General features: G+C 73.3%; 17 protein-coding genes. 4 read left to right on the top strand and 13 right to left on the bottom strand.

Annotated elements, in window-relative coordinates; all coding sequences use genetic code 11:
• Nucleotides 1-117: 117 nt before the first annotated feature.
• Nucleotides 118-669: a TIGR03086 family metal-binding protein gene (locus ACFWIA_RS23460; RefSeq protein ID WP_387008146.1), complete on the bottom strand. Its 552-nt coding sequence runs from the start codon at nt 667-669 to the stop codon at nt 118-120.
• Between the two features lie 329 nt (nt 670-998).
• Here ACFWIA_RS23460 and ACFWIA_RS23455 point away from each other — a divergent pair, with 329 nt between their 5' ends.
• The gene (locus ACFWIA_RS23455) at nt 999-2,444 is read left to right on the top strand and encodes an FG-GAP-like repeat-containing protein (protein WP_387008144.1); all 1,446 of its coding nucleotides are present in this window, start codon (nt 999-1,001) and stop codon (nt 2,442-2,444) included.
• 93 nt (nt 2,445-2,537) lie between these two features.
• Here ACFWIA_RS23455 and ACFWIA_RS23450 read toward each other — a convergent pair whose 3' ends face one another.
• From ACFWIA_RS23450 to ACFWIA_RS23440, 3 genes are all read right to left on the bottom strand, one after another.
• Nucleotides 2,538-3,794, bottom strand: a complete 1,257-nt coding sequence (locus ACFWIA_RS23450; protein WP_387008142.1) for a VWA-like domain-containing protein — start codon at nt 3,792-3,794, stop codon at nt 2,538-2,540.
• Nucleotides 3,791-5,044 (bottom strand): AAA family ATPase, encoded by a 1,254-nt coding sequence (locus ACFWIA_RS23445; RefSeq protein ID WP_387008140.1) that lies wholly within the window; start codon nt 5,042-5,044, stop codon nt 3,791-3,793. Before ACFWIA_RS23445 ends, ACFWIA_RS23450 begins: the two co-directional genes overlap by 4 nt.
• A 69-nt stretch (nt 5,045-5,113) precedes the next feature.
• Nucleotides 5,114-6,547, bottom strand: coding sequence for a hypothetical protein (locus tag ACFWIA_RS23440; RefSeq protein WP_387008138.1), 1,434 nt, complete (start codon nt 6,545-6,547; stop codon nt 5,114-5,116).
• A 173-nt stretch (nt 6,548-6,720) separates the two neighbouring features.
• Between ACFWIA_RS23440 and ACFWIA_RS23435 the strand changes: the two genes are divergently transcribed.
• A complete protein-coding gene (locus ACFWIA_RS23435; protein WP_387008136.1) occupies nt 6,721-7,374 on the top strand; it encodes a class I SAM-dependent methyltransferase in 654 nt (217 codons plus the stop codon).
• Nucleotides 7,375-7,532: 158 nt separating this feature from the next.
• Nucleotides 7,533-7,784, top strand: coding sequence for a hypothetical protein (locus ACFWIA_RS23430; protein WP_387008134.1), 252 nt, complete (start codon nt 7,533-7,535; stop codon nt 7,782-7,784).
• A gap of 132 nt (nt 7,785-7,916) precedes the next feature.
• On the opposite strand, the gene ACFWIA_RS23425 is transcribed toward ACFWIA_RS23430, so the two are convergent.
• From ACFWIA_RS23425 to ACFWIA_RS23415, 3 genes are read right to left on the bottom strand one after another with little or no spacing between them, the layout of a single operon-like run.
• The gene (locus ACFWIA_RS23425) at nt 7,917-9,617 is read right to left on the bottom strand and encodes an ABC transporter ATP-binding protein (RefSeq protein ID WP_387008132.1); all 1,701 of its coding nucleotides are present in this window, start codon (nt 9,615-9,617) and stop codon (nt 7,917-7,919) included.
• Nucleotides 9,610-11,334, bottom strand: a complete 1,725-nt coding sequence (locus ACFWIA_RS23420) for an ABC transporter ATP-binding protein (RefSeq protein WP_387008130.1) — start codon at nt 11,332-11,334, stop codon at nt 9,610-9,612. The genes ACFWIA_RS23425 and ACFWIA_RS23420 overlap by 8 nt, the downstream gene beginning before the upstream one ends.
• 2 nt (nt 11,335-11,336) lie before the next feature.
• On the bottom strand, nt 11,337-12,140 hold the full coding sequence (locus ACFWIA_RS23415) for a siderophore-interacting protein (protein ID WP_387008128.1): 804 nt from the start codon (nt 12,138-12,140) through the stop codon (nt 11,337-11,339).
• 201 nt (nt 12,141-12,341) lie between these two features.
• Here ACFWIA_RS23415 and ACFWIA_RS23410 point away from each other — a divergent pair, with 201 nt between their 5' ends.
• Nucleotides 12,342-13,274, top strand: coding sequence for an ABC transporter substrate-binding protein (locus tag ACFWIA_RS23410; protein ID WP_387008126.1), 933 nt, complete (start codon nt 12,342-12,344; stop codon nt 13,272-13,274).
• 21 nt (nt 13,275-13,295) lie between these two features.
• Here ACFWIA_RS23410 and ACFWIA_RS23405 read toward each other — a convergent pair whose 3' ends face one another.
• From ACFWIA_RS23405 to ACFWIA_RS23380, 6 genes are all read right to left on the bottom strand, one after another.
• Nucleotides 13,296-14,462, bottom strand: a complete 1,167-nt coding sequence (locus ACFWIA_RS23405; RefSeq protein WP_387008124.1) for a FecCD family ABC transporter permease — start codon at nt 14,460-14,462, stop codon at nt 13,296-13,298.
• The gene (locus ACFWIA_RS23400) at nt 14,459-15,520 is read right to left on the bottom strand and encodes a FecCD family ABC transporter permease (RefSeq protein WP_387008122.1); all 1,062 of its coding nucleotides are present in this window, start codon (nt 15,518-15,520) and stop codon (nt 14,459-14,461) included. Before ACFWIA_RS23400 ends, ACFWIA_RS23405 begins: the two co-directional genes overlap by 4 nt.
• 312 nt (nt 15,521-15,832) lie before the next feature.
• Complete coding sequence (locus tag ACFWIA_RS23395) at nt 15,833-17,347, bottom strand: ABC transporter ATP-binding protein (RefSeq protein ID WP_387008120.1); 1,515 nt, start codon at nt 17,345-17,347, stop codon at nt 15,833-15,835.
• The gene (locus ACFWIA_RS23390) at nt 17,344-18,183 is read right to left on the bottom strand and encodes an ABC transporter permease subunit (protein WP_387008118.1); all 840 of its coding nucleotides are present in this window, start codon (nt 18,181-18,183) and stop codon (nt 17,344-17,346) included. Before ACFWIA_RS23390 ends, ACFWIA_RS23395 begins: the two co-directional genes overlap by 4 nt.
• Nucleotides 18,180-19,130 carry an ABC transporter permease gene (locus ACFWIA_RS23385; protein ID WP_387008116.1) on the bottom strand — a complete coding sequence of 317 codons (951 nt, stop codon included), beginning with the start codon at nt 19,128-19,130 and terminating at the stop codon, nt 18,180-18,182. The genes ACFWIA_RS23390 and ACFWIA_RS23385 overlap by 4 nt, the downstream gene beginning before the upstream one ends.
• The gene (locus ACFWIA_RS23380) at nt 19,127-20,737 is read right to left on the bottom strand and encodes an ABC transporter substrate-binding protein (RefSeq protein ID WP_387008114.1); all 1,611 of its coding nucleotides are present in this window, start codon (nt 20,735-20,737) and stop codon (nt 19,127-19,129) included. The genes ACFWIA_RS23385 and ACFWIA_RS23380 overlap by 4 nt, the downstream gene beginning before the upstream one ends.
• Nucleotides 20,738-20,848: the final 111 nt, after the last annotated feature.

Below are 20,848 nucleotides of genomic sequence, written 5' to 3'. Positions count from 1 at the left end.
GGTCGCTCCCCCCCCCCCCCGGCGCCCGCCTCCCCGGGTGTACGAGTGGGGTGGCGCCGGGTGGGGGCCCCCCCCCGGGGGGGGCCGCCACCTCCGGGGCCAGGTGCCCCGGTGCCGTCAGGGCCGTCGGCCCAGGAAGTTCAACAGACGGGTCTGCGTGTCCGCGCCGGTGGTCGAAGCGACCTTCGTGCCGAAGGCCCCGGGCAGGCGGATGTCGTCGTCCTCGGGGAGCAGCATGGCCAGGGCGATCGACACGCCTTCGGCGTCCAGGTCCTCGCCCTGCCCCGTCGCCCTGGCGAGGTCCCAGGTGTGAACCAAGGTGTCGGCACACGCCATGCGTTTCACGAACTCCGCGAAGGGGATGCCTCCGAACTCTTCGCCCAGGAGCACGCCGGCCGTCGCCCGGTCACGTAGCCCGGCCTGGACGGCAGCGGAGGCCGCACCCCACGCCATGAGCAGATCGTCATCCCGAGCCGGTGCGGAGTAGGCCGACCCGTCCAGCCCGGCAACGGCCCTGCGATGGTTGGAGACGACGTGCGCGGCGACGTCCCGGGCGCTCCACCCGGGGCACGGGGAGGGCTGGTCCCACTTCTCCGGCGGACAGTTCTCGATCAGGTCACCGAACCGGTCCGCGATGCGCCCGTACAGGTCTCGGATGCTGGATTCCACGTGATTCTCCCTCTCCCCGGTCACGTACCTGGAGCCGCGCGCGCGGCCCAGCCGTGCCCTTCCACAAATGATCATCCCCGTGAGCACCCTCCCGGCGCCTCCGGATAACGCAAGCGCGCCGCGGCGGCGTTCCGACGAGCGGGGTTCCGAGTTCGTCTCGGCCGTACAACCTCCGGGCCCCTTCGGGGGTCCCACCAGCGCCGGACGATCCGTGCACGGTACAGGAGGTCCGTCAGGGCCAGCCCCCTCCCGCAGACGATCGGTCCGGCACCACCGATTCGGCTGGGCGCTCCGACGCCCACCGTGCCGCAGGAAGAAGAAAGACACCTATGCGACATCACCTCCGCGCCGCCCTGTCCACCACGGCGTCGGCCGCTCTCGTCGGCGGGCTCCTGCTCGCCACCGGAGGCAGCGCCGTTGCCGCGCCGTCCGGACTGCCGGGCGACTTCAACGGCGACGGATACCGTGACCTTGCGATCGCCGCGCCCCTGGGCAAGGTCGACGGACGGGCGGGAGCCGGATACGTGGCCGTGGTCTACGGCACCAAGAACGGCCTCGACAAGTCCAAGCGCGCCCTCATCAGCCAGGCCACCCTCGGCGTACCCGGTGTGCCGGAGAAGGACGACCACTTCGGTGACCGTCTCGCCACCGGTGACCTCGACGGTGACGGTTACACCGACCTGGTGGTCGGCGTGCACGGGGAACGGATCGGCAACGCCGACTCCTTCGGCGTCGTCACCGTCGTCTGGGGCGGCTCGCGCGGTCTGAAGTCGGGCGTCGACCTGTCGTCGCCGCTGCCCACCCACCGCAACGCGATCGGCTGGGGCGTCGCGACCGGGGACTTCGACGGGGACGGGCAGGCCGACCTGGCCGCCCTCAGCAACTCCAGCACCGGGCTGAACGTCTTCAAGGGACCGATCTCCCGCTCCGGCAAGGCGGCGGGCCGGACCGGCATCGACACCTCGCGGCAGACCGGGGTCAGCGCCGACAAGATCGTCGCGGGGAACGTCAACGGGGACCGTGCGACCGACCTCCTGGTCATGGGCCAGCAGCAGAGCGGTGATCAGTTCCCCACCCGCAGCGTCCTCTACAAGGGGTCCACGACCGGTCTCAAGTCCTCGGGCAAGGTCGCCGGGGGGTACGAGGCGGTCATCGCCGACGTGGACAAGGACGGTTACGGCGACATCGTCACCGGCAACTTCATGGAGAAGGCCGCCGACGAACCCCAGGGCGGCCGGGGCGGAGCGATCACCGTGACCTACGGCAGCGCCGCCGGCCTGTCGACCCGCACCCCGGTGCGCATCACCCAGGACACCGCGGGTGTTCCCGGCAGCGCCACGCCGGGAGACCGTTTCGGCTGGAGCCTGTCGGCCGGTGACACCAACGGCGACGGCCACGCCGACATCGCCGTCGGCGCGACCGGTGAGGCGACCGGGAGCCGGAAGGCGACGGGCTCGGTCACCGTGCTGCACGGCTCCGCCAGGGGACTGACCGGCAGCGGCGCCAAGACCTTCACGCAGAACACGGCCGGGGTGCCCGGTACCGGCGAGTCCCACGACCAGTTCGGGGCGTCCGTCAAGCTCGTGGACAGCGACGGGAACCGTCGCGCCGAACTGGTGGTCGGCGCCTTCGCCGAGAACGACGGTGCGGGCTCGGTGTGGCTCCTCCCGGCCGGGCGGAGCGGCATCACGGCCACCGGGTCCTCGTCGTTCGGCGCCGGTTCGGTCGGTGGGGCCACCGGACTCTCGTACTTCGGTGAGGTCCTCGCGGGCTGAGGCCCGCGGAGTACCGACAGGTCCAGGTGAGGGGGCGGACCCACGCGGGTCCGCCCCGTCGAACGCCCGCCCTCACCACAGGGCGGGACGGCGTCAGCAGGTCGCCGACGTCGATCCGATGGTGACCACGCGTGCCCACGCGGGCGGCGACTCGGGCACGTGGTCGGGATCGTCCTCGCTCCACGAGGCCGTGGTAGAGCGGGGGAAGAGCCCCACCACGGTCCGGCACGGTGGCCGGCTGTCCGGCCAGGGCGTTTGGCCGTCGGTGAGGACCACCACGACGTCCGGCTGCGGCCCGGCACGGAGCGCCCTGGCGAAGCCCGCGCGTAGATCCGTACCGCCGCCGCCCATCAAGGGGACGCCTTCGGCCTTGCACAGCGGGTGCGCGAGCCGGGCGGCGGCGTCGCACGGCACCACGGTGACCAGGTCGCGGCGCCCGCCCACGGCCCGGGAGATCGCGGTGACCTCCAGGAGCGCGCTCCCCAGTTCGGCGTCGCTGACCGACCCCGAGGTGTCGATGACGACGGTGACCCGGGGCGGTCTGCGCCGCAGACTCGGCAGGACGACGCCGGGCACCCCGGGCGAGCGTCGTGCGGGACGACCGTAGGAGTAGTCCTGGCTGCCACCCGAGCCGGAGGCCGCGGCGCGGACCGCCGCCCCCAGCAACTCCCGCCACGGCTGCGGCGGGTGGAACACCTCCTCCGCCCACCGCCGCCAACCCTTCGGGGTGTCGCCCGGGCGGCCGTTGATGCCCCGGGCCACCCGGAACCGGACCGCGTCCCGCTCCTGGGTGCTGAGTCCGTGCGCCCCCTCCGGCCCCAGGTCCCACTCCCGTTCGCGTCCGTCGGCGCCGCTGCCGCAGTCCAGCCAGGCCAGTTCCTGGGTGCGCGGTCCGAGCCGGAACCGCCGCAGGTACTCCTCCATGAGTTTGCCCGGCGGGAGGCCCAGGGCCCCCGGCTGGACGGCGCCCTCCGGCCGGACCAGCCCGTCGCCGAAGACGTCGTCGTTGATCTCACAGTCCGCGGCGATGTTCATGCGGAGCCGGTCCCCGGACCCGGTCAGCCCTTCCTGCCGGGCGATCCGGGCACTGCGCCCGTGGTGATCACGCAGCAGATGGGACACCTCGTGCACCCACACCGCCGCCAGGTCCTCCACCGGTGTCCGTGCCACGAACGCCGGTGAGACGTAGCACCGCCAGTACGCGTCGACGGCCATCGTCGGCACCCGCCGTGACTCCACGGGGTGCAGGGCGAACAGCGCGGTCGCCAGATAGGGACGGACCCGGACGGCGTGCAGCCGCGCGGCGAACAGCTTCTCCCGGTCCAGGACCGGCGGCAGGCCCGCGCTCACCGCCCGGCCCTCGCCCCGGTCGCGGAGCGGACCGCCACGTCGTCCGCACGCCGGGCGAGGCCGACCACTCCGGCGAGCCGCTCGATCGACGCCGGCACGTCCCAGTCCTCGCGGCGCAGCGTGGCCAACGTGGTGGCGGGCACGACCACGAGGTCCGGGGGGCCGGTCTCCACCGCACGACCCAACAGGGCCCAGGCGGCGTCCCAACGCGACTTCTCGGGGCGGGTCCGGACGGCCGCCACCACGCCGTCGAGCACGGCTTGGCGCAGGTCGCCCCGCTCGGGCAGGGCGGCCCCCGTCGGATCGGCGAGGAGTTCCTCGGGGTCCGGCAGGTCCATCCGGTCAAGGAAGGCCAGCAACTCCAGCCCCGGACCGTCCCCCACGGTGCCCCTGACCAGCGCGGCCAGCACCTCCCGGGAGGACCCGGCAGCCGTCGCGAAGGCGATCAGGCACAGGGACATGTCCCAGCTCCGCGGGGAGGGCCAGGGGCCGCCCCGACGGGTCTCGTTGCCGGGGAGGCGGTGTACGAGCCCGGGCCGCGCGGCGAGGAACCCGCAGACCGCGCGCCGGGCGAAGGCCACCGCCCCGGCCAGGGCCGACGGTTCGAGGCGGGGCAGCGTCGCCAGCGGCCAGGTCCCGCCGAGACCGCGGACGACGACCTCGGGGTCATGCGTCCACTGGAGGTGCACGAACCGGTTGGCCAGCGGCGCACTCAGCTCCCAACCGTCCGCCGCCGAGGACCGCGGGTTGGCCGCCGCGACGATCCGGACCCCGGGCGGCAGCCGCAGCGCGCCGATGCGACGTTCGAGCACGAGACGGAGCAGAGCGGCTTGGACGGCCGGTGGCGCGGTCGACAGTTCGTCCAGGAACAGCAGCCCCCGGCCGGCCCGCACCAGGCGCACGGCCCAGTCCGGCGGGGCCATCGGAACCCCCTGCTCCGCGGGGTCGTCCCCGAGCACGGGCAGCCCCGAGAAGTCGGACGGCTCGTGCACGCTGGCGATCACCGTGGTCAGCGGGAGGTCGAGCGCGTCGGCGAGCTGGGTCAAGGCCGCGGTCTTGCCGATGCCCGGCTCACCCCAGAGCAGCACCGGAAGGTCGGCGGCGACCGCCAGGGTCAGCGCCTCCAACTGGTCGTCGGGCCGTGGCTCGGTGGTGGTGGCGCGCAGCAGACCCAGGAGTTCATCGGCGATGCCGAGACCGCCTGCGTGGACGGGGTCGGAGGAGGGAACGGGCGGAGCGAACACGGGCATGTCTGATCACCTGGGGAGATTCGTCGGGTGGGGAAGGGGAAGGAGCGGGCGCAGCGGAGACGTCTCGGGTCAGCGAGCGGTCGTGTGACGCGGATGTGAGCGGTGGTCACGGGGGCGGTCCGGACCCGGCCGGAGCTGACGGGGGCCCGGTTCGGCCAGTCCCGCCCGGAACAGGCCGTAGGAGATCCGCCGTTGGACGGCCGTCTCCAGCGCGTCCCGCAGCGGGCCGCTCCGCAGCAGTGCGGCCGGACCGAGGAGTTCCTCGACGACGGCCAGCGCACCGGCGGTGTCCCCGTGGTGCAGTCGCTCGCGGATGTCCGTGAGGCGCTCTGGGTGCCGGTGCGCCTCGTCGACGGCCTGTAGACAGGGAAGCGGCGTCCCGGTCAGCGCGAGGAGCAGTTCCTCACGCCGCAGCTCGACGGCTCCGTGGTCCAACGGCGTCAACACGCCATTGACCAAGCCGAGTCGATGCCGCGCTCCCCGGCACTCCACCACGCGTGAACGCGCCGACCGGTCCGGCGGTCGGAAGGAACCGGACGGCCGGGCGTCGCGGGCCAACGCGGCGGCGACCAGCGGGTGCAGCCGGTCGGCGTCGAGGGAGCCGCTGCGCAGCAGTTCCAGATCGGGAAGCACCCAGGTGGCCGCGTCGGGCAGGACCGGAAACGCGGAGACGTTGCCGTCACGGGGCGCGCCGACCACCCGGAGGGCCGGCGGCCCGAGGCCGTCCCGCTCCTCGTCCAGCCCGAGGACGAGCCGGTGCCGTGCCCGCAGCCGCAGGATGACGGTACCGGTACTCCGTCCTTCGGAGCGGAGCAGGATGCGGGCCTCGGCGGCCCACCGGTCGACGGCGCAGTGCTGCTCCACGACCTCCGGCAACGGCGGGTTCCCGTGCTCCCACTGTCGGACGGGCGAAGGCGACCGGACGGGGGAAGGCGGGCCGACCCGGGAGGGCGGGCGGTCGGCGCCGGACCGGAACCGCAGCTCCTCCGCCCTGCGCGCGTCCCACAGATGACGGTGCAGGTCCAGACGGAACCGTCGGCTGGGCCGGGGCCGCGGATGGGCGCCGGCCCCGTGCGGGGACCCGTCCCACAGTGCGAGGCTGATGCGTTGGCCCCCCTCCGCCCAGGCCGGAGGAGTACGGGCCACGAGGTGCACCCGTCGGCGGTCGTCACCGTCTTCGGTGTCGTACCGGGCCAGGGCGACGGTCAGCCCCGGGCGGAGCAGCCCGTCGGGGGCGACTCTCGGCAGGTGCCAGCGCAACAGGTCGGGCGCGAGCGAACGGAGGTCCGTCCGGACCCGGGACGCGAGGTCCCGGCCGTGCGTGCGGGCGGTGGAACGGAGGTCGAGATCGACGTCGACGCCAGCGGCGGCGCACGCCCCCGCCCAGTCCCCGGCGGAACGACGGACGGTCGCGGTCTCGATCATGGACGGCGGCACGGCGAACTCGCGCACGCGCAGCCACAGGGACAAGCGGGCAACCCGGTCAGCGGTCTGAGTGAGCATCAGCACTCACCTTGCGCGGACGGGGCCCCCAATCTGCGGAGGGAAGGAGTAGTCATCGGCGGCAGGCTACCCCTCCCGGTCGTGGTCTTCCAGGTGTTTTCCGCCGGCCCGTGCCACGACCCCGAAACCCGCGTACGACTGACCCCGTCCGGGGTCGGCCGTAGAGTTGCCGCATGGACTCGGCCGAGCCGGACGCCCCACGGGCACAGCCACTGCCCGGTGCGCAGCGGTACTACGAACAGCACGCGGCGGCACTGGCCGAACGGTACGAGGGCCTGAGCTTCCCGGCCCTGTACGCGGAGGTGGCGCCGTTCCTGCCCGTGCCGCCCGCCGCAGCCGCCGACATCGGGGCGGGCAGCGGACGGGACGCCGCCGCACTGGCCCGGCTGGGCTTCGCGGTCACGGCGGTCGAACCGGTGCGGGCGATGCGGGAGACCGCGGTGCGTCTGCATCCGGAGGAGATCGTCTGGGTGGCGGACGCACTACCGGAACTGGGCACCGTACGGGGCCCCTTCGGATTGCTGCTCCTGTCGGCCGTGTGGATGCATCTGGACCGCGACGAACGGCCGCTGGCCATGGCCCGGCTGGGCGAACTGCTCACCGAGGGCGGGCGTCTGGTGATCACGTTGCGGCACGGGGAGCCGCCGCACGACCGGCGGATGTTCGACGTGCCGGCGGGGGAGACGGTCGAACTCGCCGCCGAACACGGGCTTTTCCTGCTCCACCGGGGTGGCGGCGAGGACCGTCTCGGTCGGGACGGCGTGCACTGGAGCCAGTTGGTCTTCGAGAAGCGGGCGAGCACGGCGGGTCCGCGGCAGCACGCGTAGCGGCGCCGGCCGCCGGAAACGGACGCGTGCCCCGTCACCGAGCGTTCGATGACGGGGCACGACGACGCCCGCTTCGGTCCTTCAGCGGATCAACGCGCAACCGAGGAGGTCGGCTTGGTGACCGCCCACCCGTCCACGTCCCCGGCTGGGCCGTCAGCTTGGCGCCCACCCTCGCCGTACCGCTGACCGTCGGCACCTTGGTGTGCTTCAGCGCCGCGGGCGTCACCTTGAAGCTGCCCGAGGGCCGTTCCCCGCCGCCGCGGGTGATGACGCTCATGCTCCAGTCCATGCGCAGCCGGTACGAGGTGGAGGGCAGTCCGACGACCAGGACGGTCGGCGCGGGGCCGCGGTCCGGGCCGTACGGAGACGTGGGCCAGAGACCCGGCAGCGTGGTCACGCGCGGTGCGTGAGCACCGAGTGATGATGGCGCAGGTGTCCGAAAAGCAGCAGTGATTGGCCGGGACACCCCTGCGTTCCCGGGTGCCGACGTGCTTTCCGAGCGCGGGCGCCCGCAAGGAGAAGTCAGCCTGAGCCCCCCGTACTCACCGCCCGGTCGGCACCGCCCCTGGGGCGAGACGGACGACCCGGGGGAGCCGGTCTATCGTGGCCTCGCGGTGCGCGACCACGATCAGGGTGCGATCCGCCCGCAGCGTGTCGATCGCCGTCTCGACCCGTAGCGCGGTCTCCGGGTCGAGGTCGGCGGACGCCTCGTCCAGGACGAGTACGCCCGGATCGACCAGGGCGGCCCGCACCAGGCCGATGAGTTGGAGTTCCCCCGCCGAGAGTCCGCCCGCACCGCCTCCGAGCGGGGTGTGCAGACCGCCGGGGAGGGAATCGACCCAGGCGGTCAGTCCGAGGTCGTGCACGGCCGACCTGATCCTGTCCTCCCCGGGCTCCTCGGGAACCAGACCGAGGTTGTCCAACAGCGTGCCGCGGATCAGATGCACCCGCTGCGGAATGAGGACGATGCGCCGGCGCACCTCCTGCGCCGGTAGGTCACGCAGGTCCCGACCGTCGTAGCGGACACTGCCGGAGTCGGGTGCGTAGAGCCCGGTCAGCAGTTTCGCCAGGGTCGTCTTGCCCGCCCCCGTCGGACCGACGAGGCCGACCCGCTCCCCGGCCTCGAACCGCAGGTCCACCCCCGACAGGACCCGGGTGGAGGAGACGTACGCGTAGTGCACCCCCGCCACCTCAAGGACTCCCCGCCCGGCGGTCGGCACCGCCGCGCCCGCGGACCGGACGGGGCTGCTCCGGGGTGCCGTGCGGGCCAGGAGGTCCAAGAGCCGGGCGAGGCCCACCGCGGTGAGCTGGAGTTGCCCCAGCAGATGGGACGCCTGGGTGGCCGAGTCGAAGAGCTGACGGGTCGCCAGGACGAAGACCACGACGGTGCCGACGCTGATCCGGCCCTCGGCGGCGAGCCAACCGCCGACCAGCAGCAACACGGCGGTGGTCGCCCCCTGGACGAGCCGCGCGAGGCTGATGACGAACAGGGCGCGCTGACTGCGCCGCGCGGCCCGGTAACGCCGGTCCGTGTCCTCGCGGAACCGCGCGCGCCAGAAGTCCACGCCCCCACCGGTCACCAGCATTTCGCGGGACTGGACCAGCTCCCGGTACGTCGCGGCGACGGTACCCGCGGCGGCGGCCTCGGCGGCGAACGCGGGCGCGGCGGCCTTCTTGAAGCGTCGCAGCACCCAGCCGATCGCCGGGACGAAGACCAGCAGGGTGACGAGGGTCAGCAAGGGCGAGTAGCAGAGCAGCAGCACCGTGGTGAAGACGAGGTAGCCGGCGACGGCCAGCACTTCGGGCAGTTGTGCCCGGACGAAGGTGGCCAGGTCCGCGATCTCGGTGGTGGTCCGGCGCAGCAGGTCGCCGGAGGGCTGGGCCTCCAGGAAGCGCAACGGGGCCCGGGCCAGGCGCTCGACGGTCAGGTCCCGCAGCCGTCGCACCACCCGTTCGCCGACCGCCGTCAGGAGGATCTCGGCCCGTCGGAACAGCAGCAGCCGGAGCAGGGCCAGTGCCGTCAGCGCACCGACGGCGACGAGCAAACCCGTCCGGTCCCGGGCCAGCAGTCGGTCGACGCCCGCGCCGATGACCGCGGGCACCGCCACGGTGGTCAGGGTGGCGGCGGCGCCGGTGGCCAGGGCGACCACGACGGCACGGCGGTGCTCGCGCAGGTGGGGCCAGGTCCGGCGGAGCACTCCGCGCTGGTCGGGGGTCGCGGAGAGCGGTTCCTGTTCAGCCACCGGTGGTCACCCGGTCCTTCGTACGGGCCGGGGCTCCGGCGGATTCGAGGGTGAGCACCCGGTCGGCCGCCGCCAGCACGGCCGGCCGGTGGGTGGCCCAGACCACGGCGGTCGCACCGGACCACTCCCGTAGTCGGTCGATGAGGGTGCGCTCGGTGGCGGTGTCGACGGCGGAGGTGACGTCGTCCAGCAGCAGCACGGCGGGGCGGCGCAGCACGGCGCGGGCCAGTGCGAGGCGCTGGAGCTGGCCGCCGGACAGGGTGTTGCCGCGTTCGCCGACCTCGGTGTCGAGCCCGTCGGGCAGGGCGTCGAGGTCACCGTCGAGGGCCGCGACGCGACAGGCGGCGTGCAACTCCTCGTCGGCGAAGTCGCCCCCCAGGCGCAGGTTGTCGGCGAGGGTGCCGCTGAGGGTCCCCGGGCGTTGGGGGACGAAGCCGATGCGGCGACGGGTGTCGTCGGGGTCCGCCCGGTGCAGGGGGACCCCGCCGAAGTCGACGGACCCGCCGTCCGGCGGGACGAGCCCGGCGAGCACCCGCAGCAGTGTGGTCTTGCCGGCGGCGGTCGGACCGGTGACCGCGATCAGCGCACGGGGCGGGACCGTGAGACCGACCGGTGCCAGGACGACCCGTCCCTCCGCGGTGCGCGTGACCGCTTCGGCGGTGAGCTGCCCCTCCGCGGGTAGCGGCAGGCCGCCGGACGCGGGCTCGTCGAGGCCGGGCAGCAGGACTTCCTGGAGTCGGCGGGCCGCCGTCGTGGCCTGGCTCAGTTGACTGATGCGGAGCGTGAGCACACCCACCCACATCACCAGCATACTCATCCAACTGGTGAAGGCGACGATGCCGCCGACCGACATGGTGCCCCGCAGCACGGCGAGTCCCCCGACACCGAGCCCGGCGCCGACGGCGAGGGCCGGCACGAAGGGGGAGAGGGCGGCCCAGTCCGCCGAGATGCGGGCCGTGGCCAGCGTGTGGTCGGTGACCCCGGCGCTGCGCGCGTGGTGCCGCTGTACCAGGGCGGGTTCGCCGCCGATGCCGCGGACGGCCGCGCTGGCGGAGAGCAGTTCCTCGACGGCGTCGGCCCGGCTGCCGTGGGCGGTTGACAGCGCGGTGTTGGCCCTGCCGAAGCGCCGGGGGAACCAGTGGGTGTTGAGCCAGACCAGCGGTGGTACGCAGAGCAGGCAGACCACGGCGAGGAGCGGATCGAGACGGACGACGGCGATGACCATCAGCAGGAATCCCACGACCCCGCTGACGAAGGAGGCGAAACCCATCAGCCAGGTGCGGACCAGATCGACGTCCCGGGTGCCCCGCATCCCCAGATCGCCCTCGCCGAACCGGTCGAGGCGTCGACCGTCGAGCCCTGCGATCCGATCGGCGAGCCGCTGGTACAACCGGTTGCCGCCCAGGGTTCCGGCCAGCGTGGAGAACCAACCGAGCGCCACTTCGGCGAGCGCCGCGACGGCACTGACGCCCAGGGCGACCAGGGCCCAGTGCCGCAGCGCCCCGTCGTCCTCGCCCACGATGCCCTCGTCGACGGCGCGTTCGATGGTCCAGGGCAGGGAGATCAGCGCGAGCTGGTAGCAGAGTCCGCCGAGCACGGCGGCCAGGAGCAGCCCCCAGCGCCGGCGCAGCACCGCGGCGAGGAGCCGCAGCCCGTCCCCGGTGGTGGGTTCGACCTGCCCGGGCGGTGCGGTGCGGGTGCTTGCCGCGACGGGCACGGTCAGACCTCGCTGTCCTGGGTCTCGCCCCGGGTCCAGTAGGGGGTGAGATGGGTGTCGGCGCGGGCGACGCCGAGCCCGTCGACGTAGTGGCGGCGGATTCCGCGTACGACGTCCCGCTCGGCCGCGCCCCAGATCCGGCCCCGACCGGACGGCAGGGACAGCGTGGTGGCCCGCTCGTGCAGCAGGTGACCGGCGGACCGTCGACCGCGGTGGAGCCAGGTGATCCGGGCGTCCGCCCGGGTGGTCAGCTGCTGTTCCTCGGCCCGGTCGGTGACCTCGATCAACGCCGACACCGGGAGACCGGGCGGAAGTTGTTCCAGGATCGCACCGATGGCGGGCAGCGCGGTCTCGTCGCCGAGGAGCACCACCCACTCGGTGTCGGGGCCGGGGGCCCAGCCGGGGCTGGGCCCGAACCAGATGGCCTCGTCACCGGGTACGGCCCGCTCGGCCCAGCCGGACGCGAGTTGGTCGGCGCCGTGCAGCACGAAGTCCATGTCGACCTCCCCGAGTTCGGGCCGGTGGTGGCGGATGGTGTACCGCCGCAGCCGGGGCCGGGCCACGGGCAGGAGCGCGCGGGCGGCTTCGGTGGTGAACGGCCGGGGCAGGTCGACCCCCGGCTCGTAGAAGTACAGCGCCACGTGCTGGTCGGTCCCGTTGCTGTGCAGTGCGGCCAACTCGTCGTCGGCGAAGGTGATGCGCGCCATGTGCGGGGTGATCCGCTCCACGTTCCGCACGCGTGTCACCCGCAGTCCCCCCGATCGGCGGTCGTCGTGGTGTCGGCTCCGGACCGGTGCCCCACTCATGATCGGCAACTCCTCACTGATGGCATTCCGTTGGATTCCTAGATCGTCTCCGGAAGAGGTAGCTTAGGCAAGCCTTACCTCACCACCCCCTGGGGTGGTGGGCGTGAGGGATTCCACTGTGTGACCGATAGAGGAGTTACGGAAATGACCCGCTCGCGCACGAAGTCACCTGCTCTGGGCCGTAGGACGATTCTGGGAGGGATGACCGCGGGGGCGGCTTCCCTGGGGCTGACGGCCTGCGGTGTGAGCGAGTCGAACGACGGGGGAAAGGCCGACGGCAAGGAGAGCAAGGCCGCGGGCGGCACCCGTAGCGTGCAGACGGACAACGGCACCATCACGGTGCCGCAGAACCCCCAGCGGGTGGTGGTCACCGACAACTACGCGGCCTTGATGCTGCTGGAGTTGGGCGTGGTGCCGGTGGGCGTTCCGGACGGCACCGCGGTACCCACGCTGATGTCCGCCGCGGACTACCGGAAGCTGAAGGACGTCAAGACGATCGGCGCCCCCGGCACGCCCAACGCGCAGGCCGTCGCGGCGCTCAAGCCGGATCTGATAGTCGATCAGTTCTACAAGGACAAGTCCGGCGCGCTGAAGACGGTCGCCCCCGTCGCCCACTTCGACTGGACCGCCGGCGCCCTGTGGCACGAGCAGATCGCCAGGGTCGCCGGGGCGGTCAACCGGGAGGCGCAGCTCACCGAGCTGAAGGACCGGTACGAGACCCGCCTGGGGGAGGTGAAGACCGCCTACGCCAAGCAGATCTCCACCACGGTGTGGGCCCCGCTGAGCGGCGGCCCCAGCGGCAAGTTCTTCCTCGGGACGCCGGTGGTGACCGTGATGCGCGATCTCGGCCTGAAGATCGGAGCCGGCATTCCCGTCGCCAAGGGCGAGAAGTTCATTCCCCAGAGCTACGAGGAGATGGACGTCCTCCGCGACTGCACCGCACTGATCTACCCGGTGCAGTTCGACGGGAAGCCCACCCCCACCACGCAGGCGCTGCTCGATCACCAGCTGTGGAAGGCGGTGCCGGCGGTCAAGGCGGGCCGGGCGTTCCCCTCCCAGCACTTCCTGATGGCCAACTACTCCTTCGCCATCGGCGCGGTCGACGAGATCGAGAAGATGCTGAAGAAGGTCTGACCACCGCACGCGGGGGGCGGGTCAGGCGCGTCCCGCCCCCCGCCGCTTGAAGAGGACCCAGGCGAGATAGGCGCCCCCGAGGACCGCGGTGGTGACGCCCACGGGCAGCAGGTTGTTGCGTTGCGTGTCGTCCACCAGCCTCAGCCAGCTCACCCGCTGCCCCACCCAGGCGAGGGCGGTGAAGAACTGACTGGACACCAGGTGCGCCAGCGAGAGCAGCGCGGCGCCCACCGCCCCGGCCGCGAGCACGCTCACCCCGGGGCTGCGGGTTAGCATCACCGCGATCTGCGGCGCCGCCAGTGCGATGAAGGGGATCGGCCCGGCGCTCGCCACCGCCACCGCGCACAGTCCGATGCCCAGCACGGTCAGGGCGAGTCGCGCCCGGGCGACCCGCACCCCCAGCGCGTACGCGAGTTCGTCCCCCAGCTCCAGCATCCGCAACTGCCTCCCGAGCAGCATCGTCGCGGGGAGCAGGACGACCAGGGCGAGGGCGATCAACTGCACCGAGTTCCACCCCCGGCCGTTCAGGCTGCCGACCAGCCAGGCGTGGGCGCTCTGCGCGGTGTTGAGGCTGGAGCGGGTGAGCAGGTACGAGTTCACCGAGCCCAGCATCGCGGTCACCCCCAGGCCGATCAGTACCAGCCGCACCCCGTGCAGTCCGCCCCGGCTGGCCAGCAGGAACACCACCAGGGCGGTGGCCAGTCCGCCACCGATGGCCCCCATCGCCATCGCCGCCGCACCGGCTCCGCCGCCGAGGGAGACGATCACCGCGATGGTTCCGGTCGCCGCCCCGCTGTTGAATCCGACGACGTCCGGGCTGGCCAGGGGATTGCGGGTGATGCTTTGGAAGACGGCCCCGCTGATGCCCAGTGCGGCGCCCACCAGCACGGCCAACAGCGCCTGGGGAAGCCGTTCCTGGTTGACGAAGTGGACGGCCAGCCGGTCACCGGTGCCTTGGAAGAGCGCCCGCGCGACCTCCGGCAGCGCAACGGGGTAGGCGCCGACGCAGAGGCTGATCACCAGCACCACGGCCGACAGCACCACGGCGAGGAGACAGACCTCGGCGGTGCGTCGGTGGAGCCGGAAGGTGACCCTCGCCGAGAGGAGGCTCACCGGCCGGGTCGCGCCGAGCTGCCGCGGGGCGGTGACGGGGGCGGCGGTCCGGGTACGGTCACCGGTGGTCGTCACAGGGAGATCTCCTTGCGTCGGCGCACCAGGGCGATGAACACGGGCGCCCCCACGAGCGCGGTCACGGCACCCACTTCCAACTCGCCCTCCGTCAGGACGACCCGCCCCACGATGTCCGAGGTGAGCAGCAGGATCGGCGCCAGGACCAGGGAGTACGGCAGTACCCACCGCAGATCGGGGCCGGTGATCCAGCGCGCCACCAACGGGACGACGAGCCCGACGAATCCGATGGGGCCGGCGGCGGCGGTCGCCGCACCGCAGAGCAGGGTCACCGTGACCACGGCCGCCAGTCGGGTGCGCGCCACGCCGGTGCCCAGTGCCCTGCCCAGCTCCTCGCCGAGCGCCAGCGCGTTGAGCGAACGGGCCATCAGCAGGGCGATCACCAGACCGGTACCGACGAACGGCAGCAACTGCCGCATCAGATCGGGGTCATGGCCGGCCAGCGAGCCGACCGTCCAGAACCTCATGTACTCGAAGGCCGCCGTGTTGAAGACCGTCAGCCCACCGATGACCCCGCCCAGACAGGCACTGACCGCCGCCCCCGCCAGCGCGAGCCGGACCGGGGTCGGCCCTGCGCGCCCCGAGGCGCCCAGGACGTACACGAGGACGGTCGCCGCTCCGGCACCGGCGAAGGCCGCCCACACCAGGGAGTTGAAGGAGCCGAGGCCGAGGACCCCGATGCCCAGGACCACCGCCGCCGACGCCCCGGCGTTCACACCGAGCAGCCCGGGGTCGGCGAGCGGATTGCGGGTGATGGCCTGCATCACGGTGCCCGCCACCCCGAGCGCCGCGCCGACGGCCAGCCCCATCAGGGTGCGCGGCAGCCGCAGTTCCCGGATGACTCCGGTGGCGTACGAACCGTCGTCCCCCCGGATCGCGGACCACACCTGCCCGAGGGAGGTGTCCTTCGTTCCGATCCAGGTGCTCAGGACCACCACGAGCAGCAGTACGCCGACTGCCACCAGGAGGCCGGCTCCGCGCAGCACCGCACGGGTCGTCTTCCGCGCGTCGCCCCGGTCGGGTTGCGGAACGGGCGGGAGGAGGGCTTCTCGACTCACGGGCGCGCATCACCGGCCGGAGCGGGGCGCCGAGCGGGGCGTCCGCCCGGCAGGACGGCCAGGACGGCCAGGACGGACCGCGCCAGCGCCCGCGTCCGCGAACCGCCGCGGGGGAGCACCGGCGCGCCCGCACGGGCGGGCGTTCGTGCACCCGGGGTGCGTGGTACCCGGATCTGATGGTCCACCATGGCAACCGGCATCTTCCCGCTCTCCTCGCACACCTGCCGCGTCGGGGACCAACTTCCCCTCGGGCTGGACTCATTGCCCGAGCGTGCAGCCAACGCCCACCCGGGGAAGTAAGGCTAACCTTAGCTATCCCCTGGTCAGTGCCCTGCCCGAAGTCCGCTGCCGAACATCGGCCGGGGCCAGCGTCCCCTCGGCGAGGACGACCACCTCGTCGGCGATCCGGTCGACCACCGAGGCGTCGTGCGTGATGACGAGCAGCCCCAGCGACTCCCGTGTCCGCAACTCGTCCAGCAGTTCCCACACGGACGCCTGCGCCACCGAGTCGAGCGCCGACGTCACCTCGTCGCACAGCAACATCCGCGGCCCGGCCGCCAACGCACGGGCGATGGCGACCCGCTGCCGCTGCCCGCCGGAGAGTTCACCGGGCAACCGACGCAGGTGGTCCGCCGGCAGGTGGACCAGCGCCAGCAGCCGGGCCGTCTCCGCCTCGATCTCCGCAGGCTCCCGCATCCCGCGGAGCAGCCGCAGCGGCCTGGACAGGGCCGTCGCGACGCTCTGCGCCGGGTGCAGCGTCTCCGCCGGGCTCTGCGGCACCAGTTGGACCGCCGCGCGATCGACGGCCGGACGCGCACGGGCGTGCGGTGCCAACGGGCGGCCGTCCCACGACACCGCTCCGCCCGCGGGCGGGTGCAGTCCGGCCAGGCACCGCGCGAGGGTGCTCTTGCCGGAGCCCGAGGCACCGGTGACGGCCAGACAGCGCCCGGCGCGCACGGTCAGGTCGACGCCGTGGAGCACCGGCCGGGACCCCAGCACCGCCCGCAGCCCGCTCGCCCGGAGGGCCGGGGCGGCCGGCTCGTCCGGCCCCGGTGCGGGACGCGGTGGGTCGCGGCGGGCCGCTGCGACCAAGCGCCGGGCCGCGGCGGATTCGGGTGAACGGGTCACCCGGTCCACCGCACCGTCCTCGACGATCCGCCCCTCGTGCAGGACGACCATCCGGTCCACGAGGCCGTCGACACAGGACAGGTCATGGGTGATCCACAGCAGTGCGACGCCACGGGCGCGCAGCCGCGCCAGCGCCGCCCGCACCTCCGCCGCGGCGACCGGGTCCAGCGCCGAGGTCGGCTCGTCGAGGACCAGCAGTCGCGGCGACCGGGCGAGGGCGACGGCCAGCGCCCCGCGCTGCTGCTGGCCGCCGGAGAGTTCGGCGGGGCGCCGGGCGCCGAGCGAGGGCGCCAGTCCGACCTGCTGCAACAGGGCCTCGGCCGCCGCACCGTCGCGGGTGCCGAGCGCGGCGCGGACGGTCTTCCCCAGCCGGCGGTACGGATTGAGCGTGGTCCCCGCGTCCTGGCCGACGTACGCGGCGATCCGCCCCCGCAGTTCGGGGTGCGGCTCCGGCAGGCTGGGCCGTCCCGCGACCTGCACCCGACCGCCGTGCTGGGTGATCCCGGGGCGCAGCCGACCCAGTACGGCGAGGGCGAGGGTGGTCTTTCCCGATCCGGACGCCCCGACCACGGCCACGCACTCTCCGGACGCCACGGTGAGCGAGACCCGGTCGAGCACCGGCCCTTCGGCGGAGTGCAGTTGCAGGTCCGCCACGTGGATCAGCGGCTCCGTCCCCGCCGGTGGTGTGGGTGCGGTCATCGTGCGGTCTCCCGTTCGCGGTGCGTCATGGTGTCCGACAGCAGATTGACGCCCACCGCGAGCACGGCGATGAGCAGCAGCGGCGCCAACAGCGCGGCCGGCTGGAGGGCCGCACCGGGCAGCGCCTCCACGACGAGGGTGCCCCAGTCGGTCCCGGTCGGGCCGACTCCGAGGAACCCGGCGGCGGTCACCAGGTACAGCGCCAGGACGAAGCGCAGCCCCAGCTCCGCGAGCACCGTGGGGGAGACCAGCGGCAGCACTTCGTACCGCAGCAGCCATCCCCAGGACTCCCCGCGGGCGATCGCGAGTTCCCCGTGGGGCCGTCGCAGAACCGGGGCCGCGGCGGCGTGGACCACCCGCGCGCAGAGCGGGGCGCTCGCCGCCGAGACGGCCAGCACCACGCCGAGCCGTCCGGGCACGGTGGTGAGGACGAGGAGCAGGGCCAGCACCGGGGGAACCGCGGCGAGCGCGTCCAGGGGACGCATCACCGCCCCGCCCCGCCGGCTGCTCCGGTGCCCCAGCAGTGCCGTGACCAGCCCGGCGAGGGTGCCGACGGCCACCGACACCGCCGTGGCCACGGTGGTGGTGAGGACGACGGACGGGCCGCCGTCGAGGAGCCGGGACAGCACGTCACGCCCCAGGTGGTCACCGCCGAGCAGATGTCCGGCGCCCGGGGTGGCGTAGGGCGCGGTGACCGCGGCGGTGGGGGAGTGCGGTGCCAGCAGCGGACCGAGCAGTGCGATCAGCAGTACGGCCCCGATCACCGCCGCACAGATCCGGGCCCGGACGGACCGGGACCGGCGGAGGGTGCCGCCCCGCGGCACGGTCGCGCTCATGCCGACCTCGTGCGGCCGACGGAGGTGGCGATCAAGTCGGCGGCCACCGTGGCCAGCAGGGTGAGCGCACCCATCACCATGGCCAGCGCCTGGACCACGGGGAGGTCCCCGCTCTCCACGGACGTCACCAGGAGCTTCCCTATCCCGGGATAACTGAAGACCATCTCCACCAGGACGGTTCCCCCCATCAGGCCGGCCGCGGTGACCAGCCAGATCTGCACCGCGGACGGGAGCACGGCGGGGAGCACCGCCTGCCGCAGGATCACCCGTTCCGGTATCCCGTTGAGGCGCATGAACTCGACGTGCGGGGCCCGCAGGGCGCTCGCCGTCTGGGCGCGGATCACCCGGCTCGCGTACGCGAGGCTCACCACGAGCAGGCTGAGCACCGGCAGCACCAGGACCTCCGGGTGGGCCAGCGGGTGTTCCCCCGCCGGTACGAGGGAGGCGGCGGGCAGCCACCCCAACTGCCCGGCCACGACCAGCGCCAGGACGCTCGCGACCACGAACTCCGGTACGGCCACGGTCAATAGCAGGGCCGCCGAGCCCGCACCGTCGAGCCGCCGGCCCGCGCGGCGGCCGAGCGCCACCCCGAGGGCCAGCGAACCGGGCACGAGGAGGAGGACGGTGAGACCGGCGACGACGGCCGTGTTCTCCAGCCGGCCCGCGAGTAGCTCCGCCACGGGCGCGCCTCCGGCCGACGTGCCGAGGTCGCCGTGCAGCAGCCCGCCGGCCCATTCCAGGTACCGCTGGCCCAACGGCTCGTCCAGGCCCAGCCGTTCGCGGGCCTGCTCGGCCTGCTCCGGTGTGGACCCGGGGCCCAGCCGGGCGGTCGCCGGATCGCCGGGGAGCAGGTCGACCCCCACGTGGACGACCAGCGACAGCACCCCGAGCAGGCCCGCCGCCACGGCGAGCCGGCCCGAGACGTACCGCAGGGCAGGTGGCTTCATGCGACGAACCCGGTCTTGCCCAGCCACGGGTACTTGGGCGACTCGCGGCCCTCGACGCCGGTGAGCTTCTCCTTCGCCACGCTGAGCACGTCACCGCGCCCCCAGGCCACCCAGTTGCCCCGGTCGAGCATGACCTTCTGGGCCGTCGCCCACGCCGTGGACCGCTCGGTCTCGGACGTGGTGGAGATGGCGGTGGCGACCGCCTCGTTCAGCTCCTCGTCGGGGAAGGCGAGGCTGGGGTAGGCGGCGGACCTGGTGTAGGTGAGGGCCAGCGAGAAGGGGCCGAGGGGGAAGGCGAGCGCGTCGCACGCCTTCATGCCCGCCGGGTCGAAGCCCTCGTTCACCCCGACCTTGACCAGGGTCGCGTCCAGTCCGAGGCCCCTCAGCTGCTCGACGAACAGCTCCGAGGAGGAGTTGAGCCCCGCCTCGTACTCCGCCGTGCGGACCACGAAGGGCTTGCCGGTCGCGCCCGCCGCCTTGAGGAGTTCCTCGGCCCGTGCGACGTCCCGGTCGGGTACCGGGACGCTGTCCGGGAAGTACTTGGCCCCGGCGCCGAAGAGGTCGCCCGCGACCTCCCCGAATCCCAGGAACACGGACCGGACCAGGGCTTCGCGATCGATGCCCAACCGGATGGCCTTGCGGACCCGGGGGTCCGCGCAGACGCCCCGGGTGACGTTGAGGACGAATCCGTAGGTGGTGCGCAGCGCCTCGCCGCCGCCCCGGACCTGGATGCCGGTGCCCGGTACGCCGGACTTCGCCGTCGCGTAGGAGACGTCGGACGCGTAGTCGGCCTGGTCCCCCTTGACCGCGTTCACCCTGGCCTGCGGGTCGTCGATGCTGAGCAGGGTGACCCGCTCGGCGTTCCCGGCGCCGTTCCAGTACGCGGCGTGGCGTTCCAACCGGGTCTCCACTCCGGCCTGGAACCGGGTGACCCGGTAGGGCCCGGTGCCGAGGGTGCTGTCGGCCGTGAAGTCCTTCGCACCGTCCTTGATGACGTAGAGGCCGGCCCCGGCGAACAGGGTGGCGGGATCACCCACCGGCCGGACCGTGGGGACGCGGACCGTGTGCGCGTCGAGGGCCTCGGCCGCCTTGAGGTCGAAGTACTGGGACAGCTCGCTCGGGAACGGGCGGTCCGGTGAGGCGCGGTGCCGGAAGGTGTGGATGACGTCGTCCGCGGTGAAGGGCGAACCGTCGTGCCAGGTGACGTCCTGACGCAGCGTCAGAGTGCAGTTCTCGCCCCGGGTGCCGGGCTCGGCGGCGGTGGCCAGTGAGGGGCGGGCGGCTCCCCGTTCGAAGACGAAGAGCTGGTCGAAGACGATCCCGTACCGCACGAGGTCACAGGTGGCCTGGCCCGCGGTGGGGTCGAGGGACTCGGCGGCGCCGGCCCCGGGGAACGCGAGCCGTACCGTCCCCCCGTGCACGGCCCGGCCGGTGGGGGCGCCGCTCTGGACGGGTGTCTTCGTCCCGCCCGATGAGCAGCCCCCGAGGGCGGGTACGGCGACGGCGGCGGCACTGACGCCGAGCAGGGCGAGGATTCCGCGCCGGGTGGCGGATGCCTGCGCGGTGCGCGGGGCGTGGCGGTCGGCGGAAGACGATCTGAAGGACATGGCGCTCCGAGAATTTACGATCAGCAGACCGAGGCGTACGGTGTTCGCGTAAGGCTAACCTTACTTGACTGGTTTTGAATGGCCGAAGTTTATACAGTAATGATAATCATT

The sequence above is a fragment of the Streptomyces sp. NPDC127068 genome (genome assembly GCF_042724695.1).
In the GTDB taxonomy this organism is placed as follows: Bacteria; Actinomycetota; Actinomycetes; order Streptomycetales; family Streptomycetaceae; genus Streptomyces.
Note: the sequence above shows the minus strand (reverse complement) of the source record. Positions and strands in the feature narration are given on the sequence as shown.